Annotated in this window: 23 protein-coding genes; 16 read left to right on the top strand and 7 right to left on the bottom strand. The window is 64.0% G+C overall.

All coding sequences use genetic code 11. The annotated features are described in order from the left end of the window. Window positions 1-94: 94 nt before the first annotated feature. Window positions 95-1576 (top strand): EAL domain-containing protein, encoded by a 1482-nt coding sequence (locus IVB27_RS38720; protein ID WP_247447836.1) that lies wholly within the window; start codon window positions 95-97, stop codon window positions 1574-1576. A gap of 15 nt (window positions 1577-1591) precedes the next feature. Further along, entirely contained in the window at window positions 1592-2446 is an 855-nt protein-coding gene (locus IVB27_RS38715) for a TIGR01459 family HAD-type hydrolase (protein WP_247352956.1), read from the top strand. Between the two features lie 117 nt (window positions 2447-2563). Here IVB27_RS38715 and IVB27_RS38710 read toward each other — a convergent pair whose 3' ends face one another. Next, window positions 2564-2959 carry a response regulator gene (locus IVB27_RS38710; protein WP_007596883.1) on the bottom strand — a complete coding sequence of 132 codons (396 nt, stop codon included), beginning with the start codon at window positions 2957-2959 and terminating at the stop codon, window positions 2564-2566. 226 nt (window positions 2960-3185) lie between these two features. Here IVB27_RS38710 and IVB27_RS38705 point away from each other — a divergent pair, with 226 nt between their 5' ends. The 7 genes from IVB27_RS38705 (at window position 3186) to arfB (ending at window position 12198) form a co-directional block, all read left to right on the top strand. Beyond that, window positions 3186-4157 carry a bifunctional riboflavin kinase/FAD synthetase gene (locus tag IVB27_RS38705; RefSeq protein ID WP_247447835.1) on the top strand — a complete coding sequence of 324 codons (972 nt, stop codon included), beginning with the start codon at window positions 3186-3188 and terminating at the stop codon, window positions 4155-4157. Between the two features lie 204 nt (window positions 4158-4361). After that, window positions 4362-7376, top strand: a complete 3015-nt coding sequence (gene ileS / locus IVB27_RS38700) for an isoleucine--tRNA ligase (RefSeq protein ID WP_247447834.1) — start codon at window positions 4362-4364, stop codon at window positions 7374-7376. Window positions 7377-7387: 11 nt separating this feature from the next. After that, a complete protein-coding gene (gene lspA, locus IVB27_RS38695) occupies window positions 7388-7882 on the top strand; it encodes a signal peptidase II (protein ID WP_247447833.1) in 495 nt (164 codons plus the stop codon). 97 nt (window positions 7883-7979) lie between these two features. Then, window positions 7980-8708 (top strand): hypothetical protein, encoded by a 729-nt coding sequence (locus tag IVB27_RS38690; protein WP_247353091.1) that lies wholly within the window; start codon window positions 7980-7982, stop codon window positions 8706-8708. A 205-nt stretch (window positions 8709-8913) separates the two neighbouring features. Then, entirely contained in the window at window positions 8914-10305 is a 1392-nt protein-coding gene (locus IVB27_RS38685) for a M16 family metallopeptidase (RefSeq protein WP_247447896.1), read from the top strand. Beyond that, the gene (locus IVB27_RS38680) at window positions 10302-11666 is read left to right on the top strand and encodes a M16 family metallopeptidase (protein ID WP_247447832.1); all 1365 of its coding nucleotides are present in this window, start codon (window positions 10302-10304) and stop codon (window positions 11664-11666) included. The genes IVB27_RS38685 and IVB27_RS38680 overlap by 4 nt, the downstream gene beginning before the upstream one ends. A 115-nt stretch (window positions 11667-11781) precedes the next feature. Beyond that, window positions 11782-12198 carry an alternative ribosome rescue aminoacyl-tRNA hydrolase ArfB gene (arfB, locus tag IVB27_RS38675; protein ID WP_247447831.1) on the top strand — a complete coding sequence of 139 codons (417 nt, stop codon included), beginning with the start codon at window positions 11782-11784 and terminating at the stop codon, window positions 12196-12198. A 59-nt stretch (window positions 12199-12257) separates the two neighbouring features. Here the strand turns inward: arfB and IVB27_RS38670 are convergent, their stop codons facing one another. After that, window positions 12258-12671 carry a hypothetical protein gene (locus IVB27_RS38670; protein WP_247352944.1) on the bottom strand — a complete coding sequence of 138 codons (414 nt, stop codon included), beginning with the start codon at window positions 12669-12671 and terminating at the stop codon, window positions 12258-12260. A 200-nt stretch (window positions 12672-12871) separates the two neighbouring features. Here IVB27_RS38670 and IVB27_RS38665 point away from each other — a divergent pair, with 200 nt between their 5' ends. Genes IVB27_RS38665 through IVB27_RS38650 form a run of 4 tightly spaced genes read left to right on the top strand, consistent with a single transcriptional unit; the run spans window position 12872 to window position 15845 of the window. After that, window positions 12872-13258 (top strand): c-type cytochrome, encoded by a 387-nt coding sequence (locus tag IVB27_RS38665; RefSeq protein ID WP_247447830.1) that lies wholly within the window; start codon window positions 12872-12874, stop codon window positions 13256-13258. Then, a complete protein-coding gene (locus tag IVB27_RS38660) occupies window positions 13259-13654 on the top strand; it encodes a VOC family protein (RefSeq protein ID WP_247447829.1) in 396 nt (131 codons plus the stop codon). 45 nt (window positions 13655-13699) lie between these two features. After that, window positions 13700-14248 (top strand): gluconate 2-dehydrogenase subunit 3 family protein, encoded by a 549-nt coding sequence (locus IVB27_RS38655; protein WP_247352938.1) that lies wholly within the window; start codon window positions 13700-13702, stop codon window positions 14246-14248. Between the two features lie 28 nt (window positions 14249-14276). Next, on the top strand, window positions 14277-15845 hold the full coding sequence (locus IVB27_RS38650) for a GMC family oxidoreductase (RefSeq protein WP_247447828.1): 1569 nt from the start codon (window positions 14277-14279) through the stop codon (window positions 15843-15845). Between the two features lie 119 nt (window positions 15846-15964). Here the strand turns inward: IVB27_RS38650 and IVB27_RS38645 are convergent, their stop codons facing one another. Next, window positions 15965-16282, bottom strand: coding sequence for a ribbon-helix-helix domain-containing protein (locus IVB27_RS38645; protein WP_247343537.1), 318 nt, complete (start codon window positions 16280-16282; stop codon window positions 15965-15967). A 253-nt stretch (window positions 16283-16535) separates the two neighbouring features. On the opposite strand from IVB27_RS38645, the gene mutL reads away from it, so the two are divergent. Further along, window positions 16536-18338 (top strand): DNA mismatch repair endonuclease MutL, encoded by a 1803-nt coding sequence (gene mutL, locus IVB27_RS38640; RefSeq protein WP_247447827.1) that lies wholly within the window; start codon window positions 16536-16538, stop codon window positions 18336-18338. Between the two features lie 9 nt (window positions 18339-18347). On the opposite strand, the gene rsmD is transcribed toward mutL, so the two are convergent. Both rsmD and IVB27_RS38630 read right to left on the bottom strand, forming a co-directional pair. Continuing rightward, the gene (rsmD, locus tag IVB27_RS38635; protein ID WP_247343540.1) at window positions 18348-18902 is read right to left on the bottom strand and encodes a 16S rRNA (guanine(966)-N(2))-methyltransferase RsmD; all 555 of its coding nucleotides are present in this window, start codon (window positions 18900-18902) and stop codon (window positions 18348-18350) included. Window positions 18903-18904: 2 nt separating this feature from the next. Then, window positions 18905-21031, bottom strand: coding sequence for a pseudouridine synthase (locus IVB27_RS38630; RefSeq protein WP_247447826.1), 2127 nt, complete (start codon window positions 21029-21031; stop codon window positions 18905-18907). 119 nt (window positions 21032-21150) lie between these two features. On the opposite strand from IVB27_RS38630, the gene IVB27_RS38625 reads away from it, so the two are divergent. Beyond that, the gene (locus tag IVB27_RS38625) at window positions 21151-21609 is read left to right on the top strand and encodes a nucleoside deaminase (protein ID WP_247447825.1); all 459 of its coding nucleotides are present in this window, start codon (window positions 21151-21153) and stop codon (window positions 21607-21609) included. Here IVB27_RS38625 and IVB27_RS38620 read toward each other — a convergent pair. Both IVB27_RS38620 and purD read right to left on the bottom strand, forming a co-directional pair. Continuing rightward, window positions 21606-22511, bottom strand: coding sequence for an alpha/beta fold hydrolase (locus tag IVB27_RS38620; RefSeq protein WP_247447824.1), 906 nt, complete (start codon window positions 22509-22511; stop codon window positions 21606-21608). The genes IVB27_RS38625 and IVB27_RS38620 overlap by 4 nt on opposite strands. Before the next feature lie 187 nt (window positions 22512-22698). After that, window positions 22699-23982 (bottom strand): phosphoribosylamine--glycine ligase, encoded by a 1284-nt coding sequence (purD, locus tag IVB27_RS38615; protein ID WP_247447823.1) that lies wholly within the window; start codon window positions 23980-23982, stop codon window positions 22699-22701. A gap of 345 nt (window positions 23983-24327) precedes the next feature. On the opposite strand from purD, the gene IVB27_RS38610 reads away from it, so the two are divergent. Then, window positions 24328-26187 carry an ATP-dependent nuclease gene (locus tag IVB27_RS38610; protein ID WP_247447822.1) on the top strand — a complete coding sequence of 620 codons (1860 nt, stop codon included), beginning with the start codon at window positions 24328-24330 and terminating at the stop codon, window positions 26185-26187. The last annotated feature ends 304 nt before the right edge of the window (window positions 26188-26491 follow it).

The raw sequence follows: 26491 nt of genomic DNA, 5'->3' as shown, positions 1-26491 counted from the left end.
ATGCTCGCTTGGGGGAGCATGGGGCGTGACGGGTTCGAAACGCCACCCGTGTTTTCCCGGTCAGGCAGTCAGCTCTTGAGGCGTAATGCGCGGCATGATTCGTATTTCGACGATCTTCATCGCCATCTGCATGGTTCTGGTCGCGGCCTCGCTCGGCCTTGTGCTCTACGCGGTCGCCGGCATCAGCGGAACCGAATCCGCGATCGTGGCGCTGACGGCGTTGACCTTCCTGATCCTCTACAATGCAGTGTCGATGCGGCTGCGCGACCGCAGCGACGTCGGCGGCCAGATCGCCGACCTTTCGCGCGGCACCGCCGACCTCGCCCGCCAGGTGGCCGAGTACGGCCGCCGGCTTGCCACGATCGAAGGACGCATCGCCTCCTCCAATTCGACCAACGCCGACCGCATCCAGTCGGTGGTCGGCGAGATCAACGAGCTCGGCGGATTGGTCAGGCAGCTCGCCACCACCGTGTCGGCTCATGAGGATCTGATGGCCGGCAACGCGCCGCCTCCGGCTCCCGCTCCGGTCGCGAGGCTGGAACCGGAGGGGCCGCTCGACCTGATGGCTCCGTTCGACGAGGAGCGGCCGGCTGCCCCTGCCCCAGTCCCCGCGCCGCCGCCACGACCGGCACCACCGGCGATCCAGATCCAGACCGCCAATCCGGTTCAGACGGCGAACGGCCGCAACCAGACCCAATTGCTGACGACGCTGCGCAACGCGATCGACGAGAACCGCATCGACATCTTCCTCCAGCCGATGGTGACGCTGCCGCAGCGCAAGGTCCGCTTCTACGAAGCCGTGACGCGCCTGCGCGACGAGCGTGACCAGCTGATCGCGGCCGAGGAGTTCATCAGCCTCGCGGAGGCCTCCGGCCTGATCGGGCGCATCGACAACATGGTGATGCTGCGCTGTGTGCAGGTGCTGCGGCGCCTGATGGTGCGCAACAAGGATGTCGGCGTGTTCTGCAACGTCGCGGCTTCCACGCTCGGCAATTCCACGACCTTCGCGCAATACCTCGACTTCCTCGAAGCCAATCGGGCGCTGGCGCCCTCGCTGGTGCTGGAATTCAAGCAATCGACCTTCCGCAATCTCGGCGCGGCCGAGACTGAGAACCTCGCTGCGCTCGCCCAGCGTGGCTTCCGTTTCTCGATCGACCATGTCACGGATTTGCGCATCGAGCCGCGCGAGCTCGCCGACCGCGGCGTGCGCTTCATCAAGGTGCCGGCGTCCCTGCTGCTCGACCCCAAACAGGCGTCGACCTCGGACATCCACCCCTCGGACCTCTCGGATCTGCTCGGCCGCTTCGGCATCGACCTGATCGCCGAGCGGATCGAGGGCGAGCGCGCCGTGATCGACCTGCTCGACTACGACGTGCGGTTCGGCCAGGGGTTTTTGTTCGCGCCGCCCCGACCATTGCGGCCGGAGGGGGCATCTGCTACCGCCGGGGCCCCGTCGAACCAGGCACAGGACACTCAGGAATCGAATGGCTCCGGCACACCCAGCTCAGGCGCGACATCAGCTGCGCCTCCGCCACAGCGCGTCACCGGCAACGCGGCGCTTGCGCGCCGCATCTGATCGGCCGCACGCATCATGACGACGCTGCATTTCGCCAAGAGCCTGCGCGAACTCGTGGGTGGCGTGGACGTCGTGCTCAGCGACATCTGGGGCGTGGTCCATAACGGCCTCGAATCCTTCCCCGAAGCCTGCGAGGCGCTGCACACCTATCGCAGCCATGGCGGCACGGTGATCCTGATCACCAACGCGCCGCGCCCGGCCGACTCCGTGCAGCGGCAATTGCGCAAGCTCGGCGTCGCCGACGAGACCTATGACGCGATCGTCTCATCAGGCGACCTGACGCGGCTCTATGTCGCCGACCATCCCGGCCGCAAGATGTTCTGGCTCGGGCCTGAGCGCGATAACTCGATCTATCGCGGCCTCGACGCGGTGCTCGCACCGCTGGAAGAGGCCGACTACATCGTCTGCACCGGCCTCTATGACGACGAGACCGAGACGGCCGAAGACTATCGCGGCATGATGCTGAAGGCGCGCGAGCGCAAGCTGACGCTGATCTGCGCCAACCCCGACATCGTGGTGGAGAAGGGCGACCGATTGATCTATTGCGCCGGCGCGATCGCGGAGCTCTATCGCGAGCTCGGCGGCGAAGTGCTCTTCTACGGCAAGCCGCACCGGCCGATCTACGAGCGCGCGATGGCGCTGGCCGGCGAACGCCAGGGTCACCAGATCGACCGCAAGAAGGTACTCGCGATCGGGGATTCCGTGCGCACCGACCTTACCGGCGCGCGCGAATTCGGCATCGATTGCCTGTTCGTGACCCGCGGCATCCATGCCGAGGAGTTCGAGGGTCTCGACCAGCTCGACCCGGCTTCGGTGCTGGAATTGTTCGGCCATCCGCCGAAGGCGCTGATGCGCGAACTGAAGTGGTAACGAGTTGATCGTCATTCCGGGGTGATGTGAGGATCGAACCCCGAATGACAAATCCAGCACAGAAAGCCCGGGACGATGCCCGGGCCTTCCGAATTCGATGATGGCTTCGATTGCGCCTTACGCGCTCGCCATGTCCGGGAAGACCGCCTCGATCTTGGTCTTCAGCGTCGCCGCGTTGAACGGCTTGACGATGTAGTTGTTCACGCCGGCCTTCTTGGCCGCGATCACGTTCTCGGTCTTCGATTCGGCCGTGATCATGATGAAGGGCGTGGTGGCGAGGTTCGGATCCGCGCGCACTTCGCGCAGCAGGTCGTAACCCGTCATCGGCTCCATGTTCCAGTCGGAAATCACGAGCCCGTACTTCTTGCCGCGCATCTTGTTCAGCGCTGCCGAACCGTCGCTGGCATCATCAATATTCTCGAAGCCAAGCTGCTTCAGGAGGTTCCTGATGATACGGATCATGGTGCTGTAGTCATCAACCACCAGAACCGACATCGACAAATCAACCGCCATCTCGACTCCCCCAACGCAAACCCAGGAATATTACGATCGGACCTGCCAGACCGGAGCCGGCGGTTCCACGCTCAAGGACTAACACCGAGGCGTTAAACAGCGCGTTAACCGGGGAGGCCGCCGTTGAACGGAAATCGCATTCGATGCGGCCGCCCCTCCCGCTTGACTTCATCCGGCCCGTCGCGCCACGGTCCCGGCCGGTCCCGCCGGCTCGAGAATTCCCCTGATGGCTCCGCATTTTACCATTATCCGCGACACCACGCCGGACTCCGCTATTGCGAGGGGCGCCGTGGTCGCCATGGGCAATTTCGACGGCGTTCATCTCGGCCATCGCGCCGTGATCGCTGCAGCGCTGGAAATGGGCCGGACGCATGGCCGCCCTGCGCTGGCATTGACCTTTGAGCCGCATCCGCGCCGGTTTTTCAGCCCCAACACCCCGCAATTCCGCCTCACGGACGAGCGGGCCAAGCTGCGGCTTCTGGCCGGCACCGGACTTGCCGGCGCCGTTGTCATGACCTTCGACAAGTCCCGCGCCGGGACCAGCGCGCAAGACTTCATTCACCATGACCTGATCGGGCGCCTGGGCATCGGCGGAATCGCCGTCGGCTACGATTTTCATTTCGGCAAGGGCCGCGTCGGCTCGCCGGGCCTCCTCGTCAACGAGGCGCCCCGGCTCGGTATCGAGGTCGACGTGCAGCCGCATGTCGATATCGACGAGCGGCCGGTCTCCTCCAGTGCGATCCGGATCGCACTCGCCGAAGGTCAGCTCGACGAGGCCACCACCATGCTGGGCGCACCCTGGTTCATCACCGGCGAAGTCATCCACGGCGAGAAGCGTGGCCGCGATCTCGGTTATCCCACCGCCAACATCAGGCTCGACGCGAATTGCGGCCTGAAGCACGGGATCTATGCGGTGCGGGTCGGTCGCGGCGCCGAGCGGCTGGACGGGGTGGCAAGCTTCGGCCGCCGCCCGACGTTTGATAATGGCGCCCCGCTGCTGGAAATCTTCCTGTTCGACTTCAAGGGCGACCTTTACGGGCAGGCGCTGGATTGCGCTTTCGTCGGCTTCATCCGTGAGGAGCTGAAATTCGACGACCTGGATGCCTTGATCCGCCAGATGGACGACGATTCCGCCCGCGCCCGCGCCATCCTGGCAGCCGCCCCTGACGCATTTCCGAGGCTTGGAGCGATTGACTGAGGTCCCAAAGCCGGCCTGCCGGGCCTTTGCGCTTCGCCGGCCCGGCTGCTATGGAGGGCCCCATGTTTGCGCGGCGCATCATAGGGATTAGCGGCCCGGCTTCCGCCTGAGCCTTCGGCTCGGCGCAAGACCGGGATGTTGTCGTTTCACCCCGCGATTCCGCATCGCCATCCGTTCCCGCGCACTTCCGAGCCAGTCAGCCCCATGTCCGATAAGCCGCAAAAGTCCGACATCCAAAAGTCCGACGCCAAAGACTATTCCAAGACCCTGTTCCTGCCGCAGACCGAATTCCCGATGCGCGCCGGCCTGCCGCAGCGCGAGCCGGAGATCCTCAAGCGCTGGTACGAGATGGGCCTCTACGAGAAGCTGCGCGAGGGCGCCAAGGGCCGCGACAAGTTCGTGCTGCATGACGGCCCGCCCTATGCCAATGGCAACATCCATATCGGCACGTCGCTGAACAAGATCCTGAAGGATCTCGTCACCAAGAGCCAGCAGATGCTCGGCTTCGATTCCAACTACGTGCCGGGCTGGGACTGCCACGGTCTGCCGATCGAGTGGAAAGTCGAGGAGGAGCATTATCGCAAGAAGGGCAAGCAGAAGCCCGACTTCCGCGACAGTGCCGCGATGATCGATTTCCGCAAAGAGTGCCGCGCTTACGCGACGCACTGGCTCGGCGTGCAGCGCGAGGAATTCAAGCGCCTCGGCGTGATCGGCGACTGGGACCATCCCTACGCCACCATGAGCTATCCGGCCGAGGCCCAGATCGCGCGCGAGTTGATGAAGTTTGCCGCCAACGGCACGCTCTATCGCGGCTCCAAGCCGGTGATGTGGAGCGTGGTCGAGAAGACCGCGCTCGCCGAAGCCGAGGTCGAGTACGAGGACTACACGTCCGATACGGTGTGGGTAAAATTCCCGGTCACCTCGCCCGCGCATGGTGCGCTCGCCTCCGCCAGCGTCGTGATCTGGACCACGACGCCGTGGACGCTGCCGGGCAATCGCGCCATCTCGTTCTCGCCGAAGATCGCTTATGGCCTCTTTGAGGTCACGGACGCCCCTGGCGACAACTGGGCCAAGACGGGCGATCTCCTGATCCTTGCGGACGCGCTCGCCGAAGAAGTGTTCAAGCAGGCGCGCGTGACCGCCTACAAGAAGGTCCGCGACATCCCCGGCGATACCATCGACGCGATCGAATGCGCCCACCCGCTGAAGGGTCTTGCCGACAGCTACGAATTCATCGTGCCGCTTTTGCCAGGCGATCACGTCACCGACGACACCGGCACCGGCTTCGTGCATACGGCTCCCGGCCATGGTCGCGAGGACTTCGACGCCTGGACGGCGCAGGCACGCGATCTCGATGCGCGCGGCATCAACACCGCAATCCCCTACACCGTCGACGAGAACGGCGCCTATACCGATTATGCCCCGGGCTTTACCGGCAAGCGCGTCATCAACGACAAGGGCGAGAAGGGCGAGGCCAACGAGGCCGTCATCAAGGCGCTCGTCGAAAGAGGCATGCTGCTGGCACGCGGCCGGCTGAAGCACCAATATCCGCATTCCTGGCGCTCCAAGAAGCCGGTAATCTTCCGCAACACGCCGCAATGGTTCATCGCGATGGACAAGGATATCGCGGCAGGCGGCAAGACCAAGTCCGGCGACACGTTGCGCGCCCGCGCGCTGCACGCGATCTCGGTGACGCAATGGGTGCCGCCATCCGGCGAGAACCGCATCAACGGCATGATCGAGTCGCGGCCCGACTGGGTGATCTCGCGCCAGCGCGCCTGGGGCGTGCCGATCGCCGTGTTCGTGCGGGAGAAGGGCGACGGCTCGGCCGAGATCCTTCAGGACGAGGCCGTCAATACGCGCATCGGCGAAGCCTTCGAGAAGGAAGGCGCAGACGCCTGGTACGCGAAAGGCGCGCGCGAGCGCTTCCTTGGGCCGCACGCGAACGAGGACTGGCAGAAGGTCGACGACATTCTCGACGTCTGGTTCGATTCCGGCTCGACTCACGCCTTCGTGCTCGAAGACCCCGTGCACTTCCCCGGCCTCGCCGGCATCAAGCGCAAGGTCGACGGCGGCAAGGATACCGTGATGTATCTTGAGGGCTCGGACCAGCATCGCGGCTGGTTCCACTCCTCGCTGCTGGAGAGCTGCGGCACGCGCGGTCGCGCGCCTTACGATATCGTGCTGACCCACGGCTTTACCCAGGACGAGCACGGCCGCAAGATGGCGAAGTCGCTCGGCAACACCATCGCGCCGCAGACCGTCATCAAGGAATCCGGCGCCGACATTCTGCGGCTCTGGGTCGCCGCCTGCGACTACACCGACGACCAGCGCATCGGCCCCGAGATCCTGAAGAACACGGTCGAGACCTATCGCAAGCTGCGCAACACCGTGCGCTGGATGCTCGGCACGCTGCATCATTACAAGCCGGCCGACGCGGTCGCGGCCGCCGAGATGCCGGAACTCGAACGGCTGATGCTGCACGAACTCGCGGTCCGTGCTGCCGTCGTCCGCAAGGCCTATCAGGAGTTCGACTACAAGACCGTGGTCGCGACCCTGTCCGCCTTCCTGAACAGCGAGCTCTCGGCGTTCTATTTCGACATCCGCAAGGACACTCTCTATTGCGATCCGCCGTCCTCGCCGACGCGCAAGGCGGCGCTGACCACGATCGACCTGCTGTGTCACGCGATCCTGAAATGGCTGGCGCCAATTCTCAGCTTCACGGCCGAGGAAGCCTGGCGGATGTACAGGCCCGACGCCGAACCCTCGGTGCACCTGACACAGTTTCCCCACGACCTCGAAAGCTTGCGCAACGACAAGCTCGCCGCGAAGTGGGAAGCGATCCGCAACGTCCGCCGCGTCGTCACCGGCGCGCTGGAGCTCGAGCGCGCCGCCAAGAACATCGGCTCGTCGCTGGAGGCCTCGCCGGTCATCTATGTCGCCGACCGCGACATGCTGGCGACGCTGTTCGACACCGACCTCGCCGAAATCTGCATCACCTCGAACTACGAGGTGCGCGAGGGCGAGGCGCCAGCGTCTGCGTTCCGGCTCGATGCCGTGCCCGGCGTCGCCGTCGTGGTGGAGAAAGCGGTCGGCACCAAATGCGCCCGTTCCTGGAAGATTTCGCCGACGGTGGGTGAAGATCCCGAATACCCCGACGTCACCCCGCGCGACGCCCGGGCGCTGCGCGAATGGAAGGCGCTCGGGGTGGGGGTCTGATCCCCGCGGCCATGACCCCGCTCCGCGCCGGCATCCTCACGGCCTTGCTCACGCTCGTGGCCGACCAGGCCTCAAAGCTCTGGCTGCTGAACGTGTTCGACCTCGCCCGTCGCGGCGCGGTAAAGGTGACGCCGTTCTTCGACCTGGTGCTGGCCTTGAACATCGGCATCAGCTTCGGCTGGCTTCAGAACGACGGTCAGGCGGCGCAGCTGGCGCTGATGGCTGTCAAAGTCATTGCGGTGGTCGCGCTGGGGGTCTGGATGGCCCGCTCACACACCCTGCTGGCAACCATCGCGCTCGGGCTGATCATCGGCGGCGCCATCGGCAATGGCATCGACCGCTTCGCCTATGGCGCGGTGGTCGATTTCGCCCTGTTCCACATCGAGATCGGCGGAAATACCTATAATTGGTACGTGTTCAACCTCGCCGACGTGGCCATCGTTGTCGGCGTGGCGGCGCTATTGTATGATTCCTTCCTGGGGGTACCCGCCGCAAAAGCGCCCTGATCCCGGCCGATACGGACCGGCAGGCGGAACCTTGCTTTTGCGGGGGGTTATGCCGCGCGAGAGCGGCAAACTGGCACATTTTGGAACAGGTACAGTGATGCGCAGCTCGAAGACCAGCGGTTCGATGGTTCGAGACCCCAAGCAGGGGTTCTGGCGGGCACTGAAATTGTCCGCTGTTGCCCTCGGCATCGGTCTCGCCATGTCGGCAGGCGCGGCCCGCGCCGGTGACGGCGATGATGCCGATGACGACGACATGACCTTCGAAGAGAAGCTCATCGACAATCTGATGTCCGGCATCGGCGCCAAGAGCATGGAAAAGCCCGGCATTGAATACCGCGAGCGCTCGCCGCTGGTGGTGCCGCCCAAGCTCGACCTGCCGCCGCCCGCGACCCAGACCCAGAATGCGCCGAACTGGCCCAAGGATCCCGAGGAGAAGCGCCGCAAGGAAGCGATCGCCGCGCGGAAGAAGGCCACCAAGGCGACGGAGAACTGGCAGGCCGCCCAGCCGCTGACCCCCGCAGAGATGAAGGCCGGCCAGACGGCCGCTCCCGAGCGCACGAGCAACGATCCCATTCAGCCGGGCGCCAACAGCAACCCGTCGCTCAGCCCCGCCGAACTCGGTTTTACCGGCGGGTTGTGGAATATGATGAAGGGCGGCAAGAGCGCCGAGAACAAGCAGTTCACCACCGAGCCGCCGCGCTCGTCCCTGGTCGAGCCGCCGCCGGGATACCAGACGCCGTCACCGAACTACGCCTATGGCGCCGGCGAGGACAAATCGCGGCGGACCTATTTCGACATCATGACGGGCAAGGACAAGGTACAATAGCGCCCCTCACCCGCCGCGACGTCCTGACAGGCGCGAACCCGGCACCGGCGGCTGATGCACGCCGGACGCGGTCTATAAATTGCTAATCAGTAACTTGCCTACGAGTTGCGTTCTCTGCTTCGTGACGCGAAGCCTCAGCCGCACGGTGTAGCATGCCGTGCCTCCGAGCCGGGCATCCGGGCTCGGCCTTTCACCAGGGATCATGATGTCAGCAAACCGATCGGTTGCCTGCCTCCTTGCCGCGCTGCTTTCGACCAGTGTCCTCTCAGCCAGCGCCGCGTTCGCCCAGACCACGGTGACATCGGCTCCGCCCGCCAGCTTCACGCTCGGTAACGGGATGCAGGTCGTGGTGATTCCGGACCACCGCACGCCCGTCGTCACGGAGATGATCTGGTACAAGGTCGGCTCCGCAGACGAGACGCCGGGCAAGTCCGGGCTCGCGCACTTCCTCGAGCACCTGATGTTCAAGGGCACCTCGAAGCATCCGGTCGGCGAATTCTCCCAGACCGTGCTCCGCGTCGGCGGCAACGAGAACGCCTCGACCTCGGTCGACTACACCAACTACTACCAGCGCGTGCCGCGCGAGCAGTTGCCGACCATGATGGAGTTCGAGGCCGACCGCATGACCGGCCTGATCCTCAAGGACGAGAACGTGCTGCCTGAGCGCGACGTCGTGCTCGAAGAGTACAACATGCGCGTCGCCAACAGCCCCGACGCGCGCCTCAACGAGCAGATCATGGCCGCGCTCTATCTCAACCATCCCTATGGCCGTCCGGTGATCGGCTGGCACCAGGAGATCGAGAAGCTCAATCGCGAAGACGCACTTGCCTTCTACCGCCGCTTCTATGCGCCGAACAACGCGATCCTGGTCATCGCCGGCGACGTCGACGCCGCCGACATCCGTCCGTTGGTCGAGCGCAATTTCGGTTCCATCCCGGCGCAGCCCGCGATCCCGGCGCAACGCATCCGCCCGCAGGAGCCGGAGCCCGCGGCACCGCGCACCGTCACGCTGTCCGACCCGCGCGTCGAGCAGCCGAGCCTGCGGCGCTATTACCTGGTGCCCTCGGCGACCACGGCTGCAGCCGGCGAAAGCGCGGCCCTCGACGTGCTGGCGCAGCTGATGGGCAGCGGCAGCAATTCCTATCTCTACCGCGCGCTGGTGGTCGACAAGCCGCTCGCGGTCTCCGCCAGCGCCAGCTATTCGAGCATCTCGCTCGACCCGACCCAGTTCGCGATCTCGGCTTCGCCGAAATCCGGCGTCAGCTTCGCCGAAGTCGAGCAGGTGGTCGACGGCGTCATTGCCGACATCGCCCAGAACCCGGTTCGCGCCGAGGATCTGGAGCGCGTGAAGACCCAGCTCATCGCGGAGGCGATCTACGCCCAGGACAACCAGGCTGTTCTGGCGCGCTGGTATGGCGGCGCGCTGACCACGGGCCTGTCGATCGAGGACATCCGGAGCTGGCCCGACCGCATCCGCGCCGTCACCGCCGAGCAGGTCCGCACCGTCGCGCAGAAATGGCTCGAGAAGAAGCGCTCGGTGACGGGCTATCTGATCAAGGACACCGCTACCACCAAGCGCGAGGAGAAGCGTTCGTGACCTATCCCTTCCTTCGACGCGTTGCATTCTCCCTCGTCACCGGCGCGGCACTCGCGCTCGCTGCGGTCTCGCCGTCGCAGGCGGCTGCAAAGATCCAGCATTTGACCTCGCCGGGCGGCATCGAAGCCTGGTTCGTGCAGGATGCGACCGTGCCGCTGATCGCCATGGAATATTCCTTCGCCGGCGGCTCGGCCCAGGATCCCAAAGACAAGTCGGGCCTCGCCAATCTGGTCGGCGATCTCCTCGACGAAGGCTCCGGCGATCTCGACTCCAAGACCTTCCATGAGCGGCTCGACCGCCGCGCCATCGAGCTCTCCTTCAGCGCCACCCGCGACACGTTCCGCGGCAGCCTGCGCATGCTGCGCGACAACAAGGACGAGGCCTTCGACCTGCTGCGGAGCGCGCTGACCTCGCCGCATTTCGAAGCCGCCGATGTCGAACGCATCCGCTCGCAGGTGATCTCGGGCCTGCGCCGCGAGACAACCAACCCGACCTCGCTGGCGAGCCGCAAATTCCTGGAGGTCGCCTTCGGCGAGCATCCCTACGGCCGGCAGTCCAACGGCAGCCTCGACAGTGTTCCGACCATCACGATCGCCGACATGAAGGATTATGTCGGCCGCGTACTCGCCAAGGACACGCTGAAGATCGCGGTGGTCGGCGATGTCGATCCAGCCACGCTCGGCAAGCTGCTCGACCACACGTTTGGCAGCCTGCCCGCCAAGGCCAATCTCGTGCCGATCCCCGACGTCGAGGCCGCCAAGCCGCCGCAACGCGCCTTCGTGACGCTCGACGTGCCCCAGACCGTGATCACCTTCGGCGGCCCCGGGGTGAAGCGCAGCGATCCGAACTTCATGGCGGCTTATGTCGTCAACCACATCCTCGGCGGCGGCGGGTTGTCCTCGCGGCTCTATCGCGAGGTGCGCGAGAAGCGCGGCTTGGCCTATTCGGTGTTCGAATCGCTGCTCTGGATGGAGCATTCGGCGGTTTTCATCGGCAATACCGGCACCCGCGCCGACCGTGCCGGCGACACCATCGACGCCATCGAGAAGGAAGTGCGCCGGATCGCCGAGGAGGGCCCGACGCAGAAGGAGCTCGACGAGGCCAAGTCCTATCTCAAGGGCTCGCAGATGCTGGCGCTCGACACCTCCTCGAAGCTCGCGCAGGCGCTGCTGCAATATCAGCAGGACAAGCTGCCGATCGACTATATCGAGAAGCGCAACGCCGTCGTCGATGCGGTCACCATGGATGACGCCAAGGCAGCCGCAAGGCGCCTCTGGGGCCAGGGGCTTCTGACCGTCGTCGTCGGCCGCGCTCCGCAGGCCGCGGCGCAACCGGCCGCAGCGGCCCCGAAGTCGAACTGACTTCCGCTACGTCTCTTGGAATGGCCGGGTTCGCCCGGCCATTTGCGTTTCGGATGAGCGCCATTGCCGAACGTAGACGTCCGCGATATGTCCGGACATCACGAATGGTGCCACCATGCTGCGGATATCCCGCGATCTCGTCATCGACGAGGACGACATCGAGATCGGCTTTGTCCGCGCCTCCGGCCCGGGCGGGCAGAACGTCAACAAGGTCGCGACCTCGGCGCAATTGCGCTTCGACACCCGGAAGCTGACGCTGCCGGAGGATGCCGTGTTGCGCCTCGCCCGGCTCGCAGGGCAGCGCATGACCAAGGACGGCGTCATCGTGATCCAGGCCCAACGCTTCCGCACCCAGGAGCGCAATCGCCAGGACGCGATCGACCGCCTTACGGAGATGCTCGGCGAAGCCATGGTCCGGCCGAAGCCGCGGCGCGCGACAAAGCCGACCTTTGGCTCCAAGCAGCGCCGGCTCGAGGGCAAGAAGCGCCGCAGCGACATCAAGTCGAAGCGCGGCGGACATTTCGACGACTAGCTAGCGCAGAAAACTCCGGCCGCAGGGCGACCGGAGTTCTGCCGTCAGACCCGGCCGGGTTAGTAACGCTTGGATGGGGCAGCACCGCCCGTCGTGGGATCGTCGGCGGTCCCCTTATGCGCAGCGCTGCCGGTGGTACCGGCCGTGCCTCTGGTGCCTTTGGTCGACTTCATGCCGGTCTTCTCGCCCGCTGCGCCCGGCTGAGCACTCATCTCCTCATCGCCACTGCCCATCGTGCCGCCTTGCATGGGTTTGCTTTGCACGGTGCCGCCTGTCTTGGCGGATGGCGCGCCTTGCGCGAGAACGGGCGTCGCAATGAGAGCCGACAGAGCGCATGCGATCATCGAGGTCTTCACCAACTTCATCCATTTCTCCTGGATTTTTTTGCAATGAATGGCTCGGCCGTTCCCGACACCGCTTGCCAGCACCGGTCCATTGCATCGCGTAAAGAAATCAAGCGGCGCATTGGTCATGCAATCCGCATCATGTGGTAATCGTTTAGGGATTTGACGGCGGTTTCGCGGAATTGTGCTCCGCATATTAGGCAGTGCGGAACACACGCGGCCGTGAGCATCTCCGCTCGCGGCGAAACAGCCCGCTACTACCACCGCATGTTTGGCCGCGCCTAGAGTTTGCGCACGCTGAATTGACGTGGACGGGCGGGCTTTTGACGATGCGCGCGATCGTGCTGGGATTGTGCACCGCGATGGTGCTGGTGGTGCCGGTGGCCGAGGCGCAAATGCCTTTGCCGACCGCAAAGCCGCCGGATGGCGCAACACTGTTCAAGCAGCACTGCGCGGTGTGCCACACCTTGAGCTTGTCGGAACCGATGCGGCAAGGCCCTTCACTGGTGAAGATCGTGGGCCGCCCCGCCGGCAAGGCCGAAGGCTTTAAATACTCAGAGGCGCTGTCGAAAGCCGACTTCGCCTGGGACGAGACCAGGCTCGACGCTTGGCTGACCGATCCGCAAGCCGTCGTTCCCGGCGTGACCATGGTCTACCGGCAGGCGAAGCCAGAGACGCGCGCTGCCGTTATCGCTTATCTGAAGGAGCAGAACTGAATGGCGAAGCCCGTTCATTCCATGATCCGCGTGCTCGACGAGGCGCGCTCGCTCGACTTCTACAGACGCGCCTTCGGCCTGGAGATCGCCGACCATCTGAAATTTTCGGACTTTGCCCTAATCTATCTGCGTCACCCCTCCTCACCCTTCGAAGTGGAGCTGACGGTGAACTCTGATCGCAAGGAGCCGTACCAGCTCGGCGACGGCTATGGACATCTCGCCGTGGTGGTCGAGGATCTCGATGCCGAGCATGCCCGCTTCGAGCGTGAAAAGCTCGCACCGGGTCCGCTGCGCGACTTCAAGCACGACGGCAAAACGCTGGCGCGCTTCTTCTTCGTCAGTGACCCTGACGGCTACAAGATCGAGGTGATCCAGCGCGGCGGACGGTTCAACTGATCAAACTACAAAAATCAAAATCACAAAGATCGAAGGAGGAATGCCATGAGAGAAGTCGATCGTCGAAGCAAGCACAGCCGCCGCATCTTTCTCAAGGGCGCCGCGGCCGCCGTTCCGGTCGCGGCAGTCGCGACCAGCGTCGCCGTCAGCATCGATGGCGCCTGGGCCGATGAGGCAAGCGCGCTTTCGCCTGCGACGATGAAGACACTGCTGAAGGTCGCGCGCGATATCTATCCACACGACGCCCTCGGCGACAGCTACTACATCACCGCGATCAAGCCGTGGGACGGCAAGGCGGCGAAAGACGCGTCCGTCAAGGTGCTGATCAGCGACGGCATCACAAGGCTCGATCAGAACGCGCGTGATCGCCACAAGGCGCCCTATGCCGAAGTGCCATGGGAAGCCGACCGCGTGGTGCTCTTGAAGGAGATCGAGCAGAGCGACTTCTTCCAGAAGGTGCGCGGCGACCTCATCGTGTCGCTCTACAACCAGAAAGAGGTCTGGCCGCGGTTCGGCTACGAGGGCTCCTCCGCCGAGCATGGCGGTTACATCAACCGCGGCTTCGCCGATATCGACTGGCTGCCGAAGGCTTAAGGCCACCCAACGGTTCAGGAGAACGCAAATGGCAAAATTCGATCTGAACGACTCCAGCGTTGTGGTGATTGTCGGCTCCGGTGCCGGCGGCGGCACGCTGGGCAACGAGCTCGCACAGAAGGGCGTCAAGGTCGTCATTCTCGAAGCAGGTCCCCGCATCGAGAATCAGGACTTCGTCAATGACGAGTGGGAGAGCTTCTCGCAGCTCGCCTGGACCGATGCGCGCACCACATCGGGAACATGGCGCGTCGCAAAAGACTTCTCGGGTCTTCCTGCCTGGATCGTCAAGGCGGTCGGCGGCTCGACAACCCATTGGGCGGGCGCGTCGCTGCGCTTCGACGAGCACGAGTTCAAGGTGAAGAGCACCTACGGCAGCCTTCCCGGCGCCAACCTGCTGGACTGGCCGGTCACGCTCGCGGAGATGGAGCCGTGGTACGCCAAGGCCGAGAACAAGATGGGCGTGACCCGCACCAACGGCATTCCCGGACTTCCCGGCAACAATAACTTCAGGGTGATGGAGGCCGGCGCGAAGAAGCTCGGATACAAAACCGTGCACACCGGCAACATGGCCATCAACAGCCAGCCACGAGATGGCCGCGGCGCCTGTCAGCAGATCGGCTTCTGCTTCCAGGGCTGCAAATCCGGCGCGAAATGGTCGACGCTCTACACTGAGATACCCAAGGGCGAGGCGACCGGCAATCTCGAAGTCCGCCCCGCGAGCATGGCGGTCAAGATCGAGCATGACGCGGGCGGCAAGGTCACCGGCGTGGTGTACGCCGACGAGACGGGCGCGATGCAGCGCCAGAAGGCACGCATCGTTGCGGTGGCCGGCAATTCGATCGAAAGCCCGCGGCTGCTGTTGAACAGCGCATCCACGATGTTTCCGGACGGCCTTGGCAACTCGAGTGGTCAGGTTGGCCGCAACTACATGCGCCACATGACCGGCAGCGTCTACGCCGTGTTCGAGAAATCGGTGCACATGTATCGCGGCACCACCATGGCCGGCATCATCCGCGACGAGGCCACCAACAATCCGAAGCGCGGCTTCGTCGGCGGCTACGAGATGGAGACGCTGTCGATCGGCCTGCCCTTCATGGCGGCGTTCCTCAACCCCGGCGCCTGGGGACGTCCGTTCACCGCAGCGCTCGACGGCTATCCCCGAATGGCCGGCATGTGGCTGGTCGGCGAGGACATGGCACAGGAGACCAACCGCATCACGCTCGATCCAACCGTGAAGGACAAGTTCGGACAGCCGGTCGCAAGCGTGCATTTCGACGATCATCCCAACGATCTCGCGATGCGCGCGCATGCCTACAAGCAGGGGGCGGCGGTCTACGAAGCCGTCGGCGCCACCGTGAGCTATCCGACGCCGCCCTATCCGAGCACGCACAATCTCGGCACCAACCGGATGAGCGAGAAGCCGCGCGACGGTGTGGTCAACAAGTTCGGGCAGAGCCACGATGTCAAGAATCTGTTCGTCTCCGACGGCAGCCAGTTCACCAGCGGCGCTGCCTGCAATCCGACGCTGACCATCGTCTCGCTCGCGATCCGGCAGGCGGATTACATTGCCGGCGCGATGCAGAAGAAGGAGATCTGATCGCTCCCTCCCCGTCATTGCGAGCGAAGCGAAGCAATCCAGAATCCCACCGCGGTGGCGGTCTGGATTGCTTCGTCGCAAGGGCTCCTCGCAATGACGGCGGAGGGATCTTATAGTCGCTATTCGGCTGCATCGAGGATGGGCGTCACCGTGGCCTTGAATTCCTGCACCGACGCTATGCTTCGGGAGCGATAGATCAGGCAGGAGCAGCGCAGCAACGAGGCGAAATTATTGACCTCGCCGTGGTGGTCGAGCACCTCGGTGTAGAGCGTCGTCAGGAACTTGCCGACGCTCATGTTCTCCTTGGCCGCGATCTCGTCCAGCGTGTCCCAGAATGCCATTTCCAGACGGATCGAGGTGCAATGCCCACCGATCCGTAACGAACGGGTCTGGGATTCGTAGTCGCGTTGGGGCTGGTGCGCGAAGAGATGGCACATGGCGTCCTCCCGTCCTGTTGCCGTTTTTTCACGATGCTACACCGCAGCCCGGTACCCCACAATCGGGACCAGCACCCGGAGATCGATCCATCCCGGTTGCGCGATTTTTCTCGAACGTCCAATCTCTTCAATGCGATAGACGGCCCTTTTCCCCAGCCCGCCACGTTCCTGTTGCCCAACACATGCTTTTGACGCAACACGGCCTAGAATAGCGCTGTCAGCGAATCCAGATCGAAAGCCCAAGATCGAGTTCATGCCCGTCCGCCAATTGCCAGAACAGGTCGTCAACCGCATCGCCGCCGGCGAGGTGGTCGAACGTCCCGCGAGCGTGGTCAAGGAACTGGTCGAAAACGCCATCGATGCCGGCGCGAGCCGGATCGACGTCTTCACCGATGGCGGCGGGCGCCGGCGGATCGGCATCACCGACGACGGCGGCGGCATGACCGCCAAGGACCTGTCGCTGGCGGTCGAGCGTCACGCCACCTCCAAGCTCGACGACGAGGACCTGCTGCAGATCCGCACGCTTGGATTCCGCGGCGAGGCGCTGCCCTCGATCGGCTCGGTCGCGCGGCTCTCCATCACCACGCGGCATGCCGGCGAGCCGCACGCCTGGGCGCTCAATGTCGAGGGCGGCGAGAAATCCGGGATCATGCCGGCGGCGTTGGCGCATGGCACGCGGGTCGAGGTCAACGACCTCTTCTACGCGACGCCGGCGCGGCTGAAGTTTTTGAAGACCGACCGCACCGAGGCGGAAGCGATCCGCGAGGTGGTGCGGCGGTTGGCGATGGCGCGGCCCGAAATCGCCTTCACGCTGGCAGGCGAAGAGCGCGCGCCGGTGACCTGGGCTGCGGCGCTACCAGGCGCCGCCGGTCGCCTGACCCGTCTCGGCGACATCCTGGGGGCGGAGTTCCGCAGCCATGCCATCGAGGTCCATGCCGAGCGCGAGGGCGTCGTGGTCGCCGGCTATGCCGCGGCGCCCGCGCTGACCAAAGCCAACGCGCTCGGGCAATATCTCTTCGTCAACGGCCGCCCGGTGCGCGACAAGCTGATCCTCGGCGCGGTGCGCGGGGCCTATGCCGATTATCTGCCGCGCGACCGCCATCCGGTGCTGGCGCTGTTCGTCACGCTCGATCCGCGCGAGGTCGATGCCAACGTCCATCCGGCCAAGACCGAGGTGCGGTTTCGCAACGCCGGCCTCGTGCGCGCGCTGATCGTGCACGGATTGAAGGAGGGGCTTGCGCGGGAGGGCCGGCGTACGGCCGCCAACGGCGGCGAGAGCGCACTGTCTTCGTTCCGCCCCGCATTCACGCCGCGCCCGGCAAGCTGGGACTGGCGGCAGTCGCCATCCGCCCCGATGCCGTCTTTCGACGGTGCCGCGGCGCCCTCCTTCGCCGAGCGCGCGCAGGCTGCGTTCGATGTCGGCGCGCCGAGCGCAGACGTGCGGATCGAGAGCCAGCCCGTCGGCGACCTGGTCGACCGTCCGCTCGGCGCGGCACGCACCCAGATCCACGAGACCTATATCGTCTCGCAGACCCGCGACGGGTTGATCATCGTCGACCAGCACGCCGCGCATGAACGCATCGTCTACGAGCGGCTGAAGGCTTCGCTCGCCGCCAATGGCGTGCAGCGGCAGATCCTGCTGATCCCCGAGATCGTCGAGATGGACGAGGCCACGGTAGAGCGCCTGCTCGAGCGCAGCGAAGAGCTGACGTCGTTTGGCCTTGCGATCGAATCTTTCGGCCCCGGCGCGGTCGCGGTGCGCGAGACGCCGTCACTGCTCGGCAAGACCAACGCGGGCGGGCTGTTGCGCGATCTTTCCGAGCACATGGCCGAGTGGGACGAGGCGCTGCCTCTGGAGCGCCGCCTGATGCACGTCGCCGCAACCATGGCCTGCCACGGCTCGGTGCGCGCCGGCCGCAGGCTGCGGCCGGAGGAGATGAACGCCCTGCTCCGCGAGATGGAAGACACCCCGAACTCCGGCCAGTGCAACCACGGCCGCCCGACCTACGTCGAGCTGAAGCTGTCGGACGTGGAGAAGCTGTTCGGGCGGCGGTGAGTTCGGAGGCTACGGCGCCTTCAAAAACACGAACTCCGTGTCGTCATACGCCCGCCGCTCCAATTCCTCGTAACCCTCAGGCGTCGCGAACTGCGCAGCCTTCGCCTCTTCCACCACGAGCAGCGCGCCTGGCGTGAGCCAGCCGCCATCACGCAGGCTCTCGAGCGCCTTCTCCGCAAGACCGTTGCCGTAGGGCGGATCGAGGAACACCAGCGAGAACGGCTCGACCGGATGTGCAGGCCCGAGATCGGTCGCATCGCGGCGATAGACCTTGGTGACGCCGCCGAGGCCCAGCGACTCGACATTGTTGCGGAGCAGGGCGCGCGCTTCCGCGCCGTTGTCGACGAACAGCGTGAACTTCGCGCCGCGTGACGTCGCTTCGATGCCGAGCGCGCCGGTGCCGGCGAAGAGATCGAGCACGCGCGCGTCCGAGATCGGATCGCCATAGGCGTGCACGAGGATGTTGAACACGGATTCGCGCAGGCGGTCCGCCGTGGGGCGGATGTCGCGCGAGGACGGTGAGGCCAAATTGCGCCCCTTCAATCGACCGCCGACGACGCGCAACGTCAGTCCTCCTTCGGCGCCAGATCGCGCTTGCCGTGATAGCCGCGCTTGGGACGGCGCGGCGGGCCGTAGCCACTGGCTTCGGACTCGTTGCGCTCGCGCGCCTCCTCGCTGCCGGTGCGCTGCACCAGCACGCGGCGGCCCTTGCGGTCGCTGATCACGCCGCGCTTGCTGGCGGGCTTCTTCTCGCGCGGCGCGTCGTCTCCCTCACGCGCGGCAGATTTCTGCGGCACGTCGAACTGGGCACCCGACTTCTCGATGATCTTGTCGCCGAGCTGGTCGCGCAGCACGCGGGACTTGATCTCCTCGACCTGGCCTTCGGGAACCTCGCCGAGCTGGAACGGGCCGTAGGACACGCGGATCAGACGGTTCACCTCGAGCCCGAGATGGGCGCAGACATTGCGCACCTCGCGATTCTTGCCTTCGCGGATCGCGAAAACCAGCCACACATTGGCGCCTTGGTCACGCTCCAGCGTGGCATCGATCGGACCGTATTTGACGCCCTCGACGTCGATGCCGTTCTTCAGCTCGTCGAGCTGCGCCTGCGTGACGTCGCCGTGGGCGCGGACGCGATAGCGGCGCAGCCAGCCGGTGTCCGGCAGCTCCAGCGTGCGCGCGAGCCCACCATCATTGGTGAGCAGCAGCAGGCCCTCGGTGTTGAAGTCGAGCCGGCCGATCGAGATCAGCCGCGGCAGGCCTTCGGGCAAATTGTCGAACACGGTCGGACGCCCCTCGGGGTCGTCATGCGTCGTCATCAGCCCGCGCGGCTTGTGATAGAGGAACAGCCGCGTGCGCTCGCGCTCCGGCATCGGCTTGCCGTCGATGGTGACGACATCGTTCGCGGTGATGTCGAGCGCCGGCGAATTGATGACACGGCCGTTGACGGCGACGCGGCCCTGCGTGACCATCTCCTCGGCATCGCGGCGCGAGGCGAGGCCCGCACGCGACAGCACCTTGGCGATACGCTCGCCGGCCTTCTTCGGCTTCGGTGCTTCGTCCCGGCGCGGGCGGCCTTCGAAGTCCCGATCACGGCCGCGATAGGCGCCGCGACCGCCGAAGGCCGGACGTTTCTCGAAGATCCTGCTGTCGTCCTCGTTTTCGCGGCGCGGACGATCGCTCTCGCTGCGCGGATGCTCGTGCCAGTCGGAGCGCTCGCGCGGACGATCGAATTTTGGGCGGTCGCCGCCGCGCCCACCACGCTCACCATCGCTGTCACGGCGGGGCCGGTCGAACTTGGGACGGTCATCGCGCGGGCGATCGAATTTGGGCCGCTCACGGAACGGACGATCACCCGATGGACGATCGTCGCGCGAACGCGAGAAGCGCGGACGGTCGCCGCCGCCGCCTTGCCGATCGTCGCGCTTCTGCCAGGGCTTGTCCTGACCGCGGTCGCTGCCGCCAAAATCCTTGCGCGGGCCCTTGCTGAAGTCCTTGCGCGGCGGCCGGTCCCCACGGGGAGCCGCATCGCGCTTCTGCCAAGGCTTTGAATCGCTGCGCTCGCTACGATCGCGGCCCGGTGCGCCGCGCGAAAACTTCCGCTCGCCGTCGAACTTGCGTTCCGGACGGTCGCCACGCGGCGCGTAAGGTCGCTTGTCGCCAAATTTCGTGTCACCGGTCCGGCCGGCCGGACGGGAATCGTCGCGATCCCTGCGCGGCGGACGGTCATCACGCCCATAGGACGGGCGATCACCGCGCGGCTTGAACGGCCGCTTCTCGCCATCGCGCGAGGGGCGATCAGAAAATGGGCGGTCGCCACGAGGCTTGAACGAGCGCTTCTCGCCGTCGCGCGACGGGCGATCGGAAAACGGACGGTCTTCACGCGGCTTGAAGGGACGGTCGCCACGCGGCTTGAAGCTGCGCTCGCCCCGATCCTCGCCGCGCGGCCGGTCTTCGCGCTTGAACCTCGGGCGGTCGCTGAAGTCGCGGCGCGGCGCATCACCGTCTTCGCGGCGGCGGACCGGTCGGCTGTCACTGTCGCCGCGGGGCGGGCGGCTGTCGCCCTTGCCCTCAAATCCGCGCTTGGCGAACTTCTTCTCGGGGCCCCGAGCCTTGCCGGAACGGCCGCCCTTGGCCGGGCCACGGTCGCGCCGGCCGCGGGAATCATTGTCTTTGTCGCTGTCGCGAGGCATGAATAATCTCACTCAGGGGGTGGCCAGAAAGCATTGTGCGCGCTCGTTTCGAGCCGCATGCTCAGGCAAATTCGGTTAGCACTTCTGCTGAAGGCGCAGCTACTAGCAGGTTTCTCGGGATGATACGAGGCTTGAAAGCCCCCTCTTTCATGGATTTGGCGCTCAGAACGGCCGAAAACGCCGGAAAGTCGGGCGAAGTTCCGATCGGATGCGTCGTGGTCCGCAACTTCGAGGTCATCGCCACCGCGGCGAACCGGACCCTGACCGACTATGATCCGACCGCCCATGCCGAGATTGTCGCGCTCCGCGAAGCCGCCAAAAAGATCGGCAGCGAGCGTCTGGTCGACTGCGACCTCTACGTGACGCTGGAGCCCTGCACCATGTGTGCGGGCGCGATCTCCTTTGCAAGGGTGAGGCGGCTCTATTACGGCGCCGCCGATCCCAAGGGCGGCGCGGTCGAGTCCGGCGTGAGGTTCTTCACCTCGCCGACCTGCCATCACGTCCCGGATGTCTATTCCGGGGTCGGCGAAAGCGAGTCGGCGCGGCTGCTCAAGGACTTCTTCCGGGAGCGGCGCTAACCCGCCGCAAAGAACTCGCGCAGCGCCTTGGCGGTGACATCAGGGTTCTCCTCGGTGAGAAAGTGTCCCGAATCCACCGGCATGCCAACGACATTCGTCGCCCATTGCTTCCAGATGTCGAGCGGGGTGGCGGCGGCTTGCGCAATACCGGCATCGCCCCACAGCGCCAGCATCGGAATGGTGATCTTCTTGCCGGCCTCGAAGTCCGCCTTGTCGAGATCGTAATCGAAATAGGCGCCGGCGCGGTAGTCCTCGCACATCGCGTGGACGCGGGCGAGATCGCGGAACGGGGCGATGTAGTGTTCGAGCGCGCGCTCGTCGATGGCGTCGAGCGTCTTCGACCTGGTCTGGCTCGCCATCTTGAAACGCAGGAAGAACTCGCCATTGCTCGAGATCAGCGTTTCCGGCAACGGGGCTGGCTGCGCCAGAAAAGTCCAGTGATAGATCTTCAGCGCATAGGCGCGGTTCATCCGCTCCCAGTAATTATAGGTCGGCAGGATATCGAGCACGGCGAGGCGCGACAGCCGGCCGGGATGATCGAGCGCAAGGCGATAGGAGACGCGGCCGCCGCGATCATGGCCGGCGAGCGCGAAGTGCACGTGGCCAAGGCTCTCCATCGCCTCGACCATGGCCTTGGCCATCGCGCGCTTGCTGTAGGGCATGTGCAGCGCATCGCTCTCGGGCATATCGGACCAGCCATAGCCGGGCAGATCGGCGATGATCAGCGTGAACTGGTCGCTAAGCTGCGGCGCCACGCGGTGCCACATCACGTTGGTCTCGGAGAAGCCGTGCAGCAGCAACAGCGGCGGCCCCTTGCCGCCGACGCGGGCGAAGATGCGGCCGAACGAGGTGTTGATCCATTCGGAGGCGAAGCCGGGGTAGAGGTCGGCGAGATCGGACATCTTCTGCATCCTTATCTGGTCAGCGCTGGATCCTGCTCGGTCTTGAAGTGCCCAAGACTTGGGGGCCCCAAAACAAAAATCTCGAAAACAACCCCATGCACAGTAGCTAAGTTCAAGACCTGCCTGCACAATTTTGGAGTGCCGACGGGCGCGGCCGGACATTGCGCGCGCGTGCGAAAAACCGCTGTCAGCTCTTGGCCTTCTCGGCTTCCACCGCCTGCCAGCCGATGTCGCGGCGGCAGAAGCCTTCGGGCCAGTTGATGCGGTCGACTGCCTGATAGGCGCGGCCTTGCGCTTCCGTCACGGTCTTGCCGAGCGCGCAGACATTGAGCACGCGGCCGCCATTGGCGAGGATGGCGCCGTCCTTCTCGACCGTCCCGGCGTGGAAGATCTCGGCGGTCTCGACCTTGGCGGCGTCATCGAGCCCCTCGATCCGCGTGCCCTTCTGATAGTCGCCGGGATATCCCTTCGCCGCCATCACGACCGTGAGCGCGGAATCCGGATGCCAGCGCAGATCAAAATGCTTCAGCTGCCCGTCGCAGGACGCCAGGAACGCCGGCACGATGTCCGACATCATCCGCAGCATCAGCACCTGGCACTCGGGATCGCCGAAGCGCACGTTGAACTCGAACAGTTTCGGGCCCTGCGTCGTCAGCATGATCCCGGCGTAGAGGATGCCGCGAAACGGCGTGCCGCGCTGCTTCATGCCTGATACCGTCGGCAGAATGATCTTGGCCATGATCGCGTCGTGGATCGCCGGTGTGACCAGCGGCGTCGGCGAATAGGCGCCCATGCCGCCGGTGTTCGGGCCGACGTCATGGTCGAACACGCGCTTGTGGTCCTGGGCGGATGCCAGCGGAATGGCGGTCTCGCCGTCGCACAGCGCGAAGAAGCTGATCTCGCGGCCCGGCAAAAACTCCTCGATCACGACCTCAGCGCCGGCCTCGCCGAAGGCGCCCTCGAACATCATGGCGATGGCGTCCTCGGCCTCGCGCACGGTCTTGGCGACGACGACGCCCTTGCCGGCGGCAAGGCCGTCGGCCTTGACCACGATCGGCGCGCCCTGGCTCTGGACGTAAGCCCGCGCATCGGCAGCATTGGTGAAGCGCTTGTAGGCGCCGGTCGGAATGCCGAATTCGGTGCAGAGCGCCTTGGTAAAGCCCTTCGAGCTTTCGAGCTGGGCGGGGATCCTGTTCGGCCCGAACGCCTTGATGCCGGCCGCGGTGAGGTCATCGACGATACCGGCCGCCAGCGGCGTCTCCGGGCCGACCACCACGAGTTCGACCGCATTTGTCTTGCAGAAGTCGATCACGGCGGCATGGTCGGCGACGTCGAGCGCCACGCATTCCGCCTCGCGCGCGATCCCGGCATTGCCCGGCGCGCACCAGAATTTGGTCACCAGAGGAGAGGCTGCGATCTTCCACGCCAGGGCATGTTCGCGGCCGCCGGAACCGAGCAGGAGAATGTGCATTGAGGGCTCGAATGAGGGGTTTTCTGGGGGCGGAGGTCGCATGAATCGGGGCGAGTGTGAAGGGGGCTGGACCCACCCTCCCGTTATTCCCGGACGCGGCGAAGCCACGAGCCCGGAATCCGTCGGGCCGTACTATGCGCAGAGCGGCTGGCGAAGCTCCGGAAGCTATCTCCACCTTCGGCAGAAGGACGAACATTGCCGAAGCTGAACGCCACAACGGAGGTTAGATCAATATTTGCACACTATTCTGGTCTTTCCACAAGGGCCTAACGAGCAACGCGTGGAGCAACTTGCTTACCGCCGGCGGTTGCACGTACATGCTACCTGCTGGGTGGGAGGCTGAATATGAGGTTGATTGCGTTTCGGATTACCAATTTTCGTTCGATCGTTGATACGGGATGGTGCCCCTTTGCGTCCGACGGCATCACCGTAGTGGTTGGACAAAACGAAAGCGGAAAATCATCAATCCTCGAAGCCCTCGCCACAACGTTCCATGCCACCGATATCACCGACGACGATTGTCGGATCGATGCTGAGTTGCCTGCCGTATTCTTGCGCCTCAAGGTCGACACCAAACGACTTCTGGCGAACCTCGCCGCATACGACCAAGACCAAGTATATGCCCTGGGAGTGTATCTTGAGCTTACCGAAAATGACCTTATCCTGAACTTTCGCTGGCGCTACGACGCTGCCAACGCAAAATATGTCTGCGAACCCTCCTGCGAAGATAAAGATCTAGCGGAATTGCTGTTGAAGAACGGCCCGCCGAACAGCACCGCAACGAAAGCCGCAGATGATGGAGACGATCGCGCGGAAGATGAAAAGAATGAGGACGCGGATGACGACGAGAAGGCAAGCGACGAAGAAGCTGTGCATGTGCATATCCTCACACCGGAAACGCTCGCTGACGAGATAATCGCAATTGCTCCAGATACCGTGTTGTTTGATCAAGCCGCAGGTCTCTTGCCTGACCGAGTCGACATTCAAAAAGGACAAAAGGGTGGGTGGGTGCTTTCGGGCGCGGGAACGCAGGCTGCCGCCAATTTCCTCAGGATCGCTAATATAAACTTGGACACGCTCGTGGATGGAAGTCCACGAACCCAGCAGACGCTGTTAGCGCGCGCGAATGCGACTGTTACTGCCGACTTCAGTTCGTTCTGGAGCCAAACGATTGGCAAGAACGAGAAACTACAACTGAAGTGTGTATTTGCTTACTACGGTCCAGGCGGTCAGAAGACTGCTGGGATGCCCCATCTCGAATTTTGGATCACGGATGGAACAAATCAACTATTCCCCAAGCAACGCAGTCTAGGCGTCCGCTGGTTTATTTCCTTCTATCTCCAACTAAAGGCTTCTGAAAAAGACGAGCAAGGGACCGTATTCCTGTTCGATGAGCCGGGCGCAAATCTGCATTCAAAAGCGCAGGCCGATGTTTTGGCACTGATCAATCGGTTGGCGAAGTCGAGTAAAAGCCAGATCGTGTACTCGACACACAGTCCACACTTGATCGAATACGATAAGCTTTACCGGGTCATCGCAGCACAAAGAGACGGCGACGCGGACAATTCGCCTACGAAGCTCGTTCACGCTCATGAACTTGGCGCAGCGTCGAGAGACACGCTGTCACCTGTATTGATTGCGATGGGTGTTGATCTCTCTCATCAGCAGGTAGTCAAAAAAAGAAATAATGTGATTTTGGAGGAAATCAGTGGGTTCTACTATCTGACCTCTTTCTGGGAGATGCTGGGAGAAAAGCAGGAGGTTTACTTCATTGCCGCCACGGGGGCGAGCAACGTGCAAACATTGGCGAATATGTTCTTGGGGTGGGGCTTAGAGTTCATTGTCGCCGTTGACGACGACAGCGCCGGAAGGCAAGCATACAATAACCTCAAGCGTTACATGTTTGGAGATGATGAAGCGGTTTCTAAGCAACGCATGTTCAAGATTCCCGGCGACGGCATTGAGGATATATTCTCTAAAAAAGACTTCTGCTCGCACGTTCTCGGTGATCCCGATCTAAATTACGAGGGCAAGAACTCCCAACATGCAAAGACAGGCGGTCACTCGAAGCCTATTTTGGCGTATGAGTTCCTGAACAAAGTTAGAGAGAAGAAGATCAAGCTCGCAGATTTTGAGGCTGATACCAAAGCTGCCATAAAGCAATTGGTACGAGAGATTGCTTCTCGGCTAGAGAGTAAGAAGTAGCTGCATGTGCGGCATTGCCGGCTTTTCCCGCCACGCTTACAATTGAAATGCAGTAACATGCATTAGCTTGATTGGCAGCACGCGTGCGATGTTGGGGCTGGAAGCCGATGCCATCGCCCGCGCGCTCACTTGGCTTCATGATGCAGCGATGACTGACAAGAAGTTCAAGTACGTCCCGTTCGTTATCGGGAATTACGGTGACAGTGCTGGACTGCACCCCTGGAATGAGACACGGTAATTGCGGTGACAGCGCGGTTGCCATGATGCGTTATCGTGCCTTGTTTTGCGCGAAGGCGGTTTCGAA

It is taken from the genome of Bradyrhizobium sp. 197 (genome assembly GCF_023073375.1).
GTDB lineage: Bacteria > Pseudomonadota > Alphaproteobacteria > Rhizobiales > Xanthobacteraceae > Bradyrhizobium.
This window is presented reverse-complemented; position numbering and strand designations above follow the sequence as displayed.

What these genes read in the sequence shown, in the direction of transcription:
- IVB27_RS38720 (WP_247447836.1), top strand. Translation starts at nt 95, where the DNA reads ATGATTCGTATTTCGACGATCTTCATCGCCATCTGCATGGTTCTGGTC.
- IVB27_RS38715 (WP_247352956.1), top strand. Translation starts at nt 1,592, where the DNA reads ATGACGACGCTGCATTTCGCCAAGAGCCTGCGCGAACTCGTGGGTGGC.
- IVB27_RS38710 (WP_007596883.1), bottom strand. Translation starts at nt 2,959, where the DNA reads ATGGCGGTTGATTTGTCGATGTCGGTTCTGGTGGTTGATGACTACAGC.
- IVB27_RS38705 (WP_247447835.1), top strand. Translation starts at nt 3,186, where the DNA reads ATGGCTCCGCATTTTACCATTATCCGCGACACCACGCCGGACTCCGCT.
- ileS (WP_247447834.1), top strand. Translation starts at nt 4,362, where the DNA reads ATGTCCGATAAGCCGCAAAAGTCCGACATCCAAAAGTCCGACGCCAAA.
- lspA (WP_247447833.1), top strand. Translation starts at nt 7,388, where the DNA reads ATGACCCCGCTCCGCGCCGGCATCCTCACGGCCTTGCTCACGCTCGTG.
- IVB27_RS38690 (WP_247353091.1), top strand. Translation starts at nt 7,980, where the DNA reads ATGCGCAGCTCGAAGACCAGCGGTTCGATGGTTCGAGACCCCAAGCAG.
- IVB27_RS38685 (WP_247447896.1), top strand. Translation starts at nt 8,914, where the DNA reads ATGTCAGCAAACCGATCGGTTGCCTGCCTCCTTGCCGCGCTGCTTTCG.
- arfB (WP_247447831.1), top strand. Translation starts at nt 11,782, where the DNA reads ATGCTGCGGATATCCCGCGATCTCGTCATCGACGAGGACGACATCGAG.
- IVB27_RS38670 (WP_247352944.1), bottom strand. Translation starts at nt 12,671, where the DNA reads ATGACCAATGCGCCGCTTGATTTCTTTACGCGATGCAATGGACCGGTG.
- IVB27_RS38665 (WP_247447830.1), top strand. Translation starts at nt 12,872, where the DNA reads ATGCGCGCGATCGTGCTGGGATTGTGCACCGCGATGGTGCTGGTGGTG.
- IVB27_RS38660 (WP_247447829.1), top strand. Translation starts at nt 13,259, where the DNA reads ATGGCGAAGCCCGTTCATTCCATGATCCGCGTGCTCGACGAGGCGCGC.
- IVB27_RS38655 (WP_247352938.1), top strand. Translation starts at nt 13,700, where the DNA reads ATGAGAGAAGTCGATCGTCGAAGCAAGCACAGCCGCCGCATCTTTCTC.
- IVB27_RS38650 (WP_247447828.1), top strand. Translation starts at nt 14,277, where the DNA reads ATGGCAAAATTCGATCTGAACGACTCCAGCGTTGTGGTGATTGTCGGC.
- IVB27_RS38645 (WP_247343537.1), bottom strand. Translation starts at nt 16,282, where the DNA reads ATGTGCCATCTCTTCGCGCACCAGCCCCAACGCGACTACGAATCCCAG.
- mutL (WP_247447827.1), top strand. Translation starts at nt 16,536, where the DNA reads ATGCCCGTCCGCCAATTGCCAGAACAGGTCGTCAACCGCATCGCCGCC.
- IVB27_RS38630 (WP_247447826.1), bottom strand. Translation starts at nt 21,031, where the DNA reads ATGCCTCGCGACAGCGACAAAGACAATGATTCCCGCGGCCGGCGCGAC.
- IVB27_RS38625 (WP_247447825.1), top strand. Translation starts at nt 21,151, where the DNA reads ATGATACGAGGCTTGAAAGCCCCCTCTTTCATGGATTTGGCGCTCAGA.
- IVB27_RS38620 (WP_247447824.1), bottom strand. Translation starts at nt 22,511, where the DNA reads ATGTCCGATCTCGCCGACCTCTACCCCGGCTTCGCCTCCGAATGGATC.
- purD (WP_247447823.1), bottom strand. Translation starts at nt 23,982, where the DNA reads ATGCACATTCTCCTGCTCGGTTCCGGCGGCCGCGAACATGCCCTGGCG.
- IVB27_RS38610 (WP_247447822.1), top strand. Translation starts at nt 24,328, where the DNA reads ATGAGGTTGATTGCGTTTCGGATTACCAATTTTCGTTCGATCGTTGAT.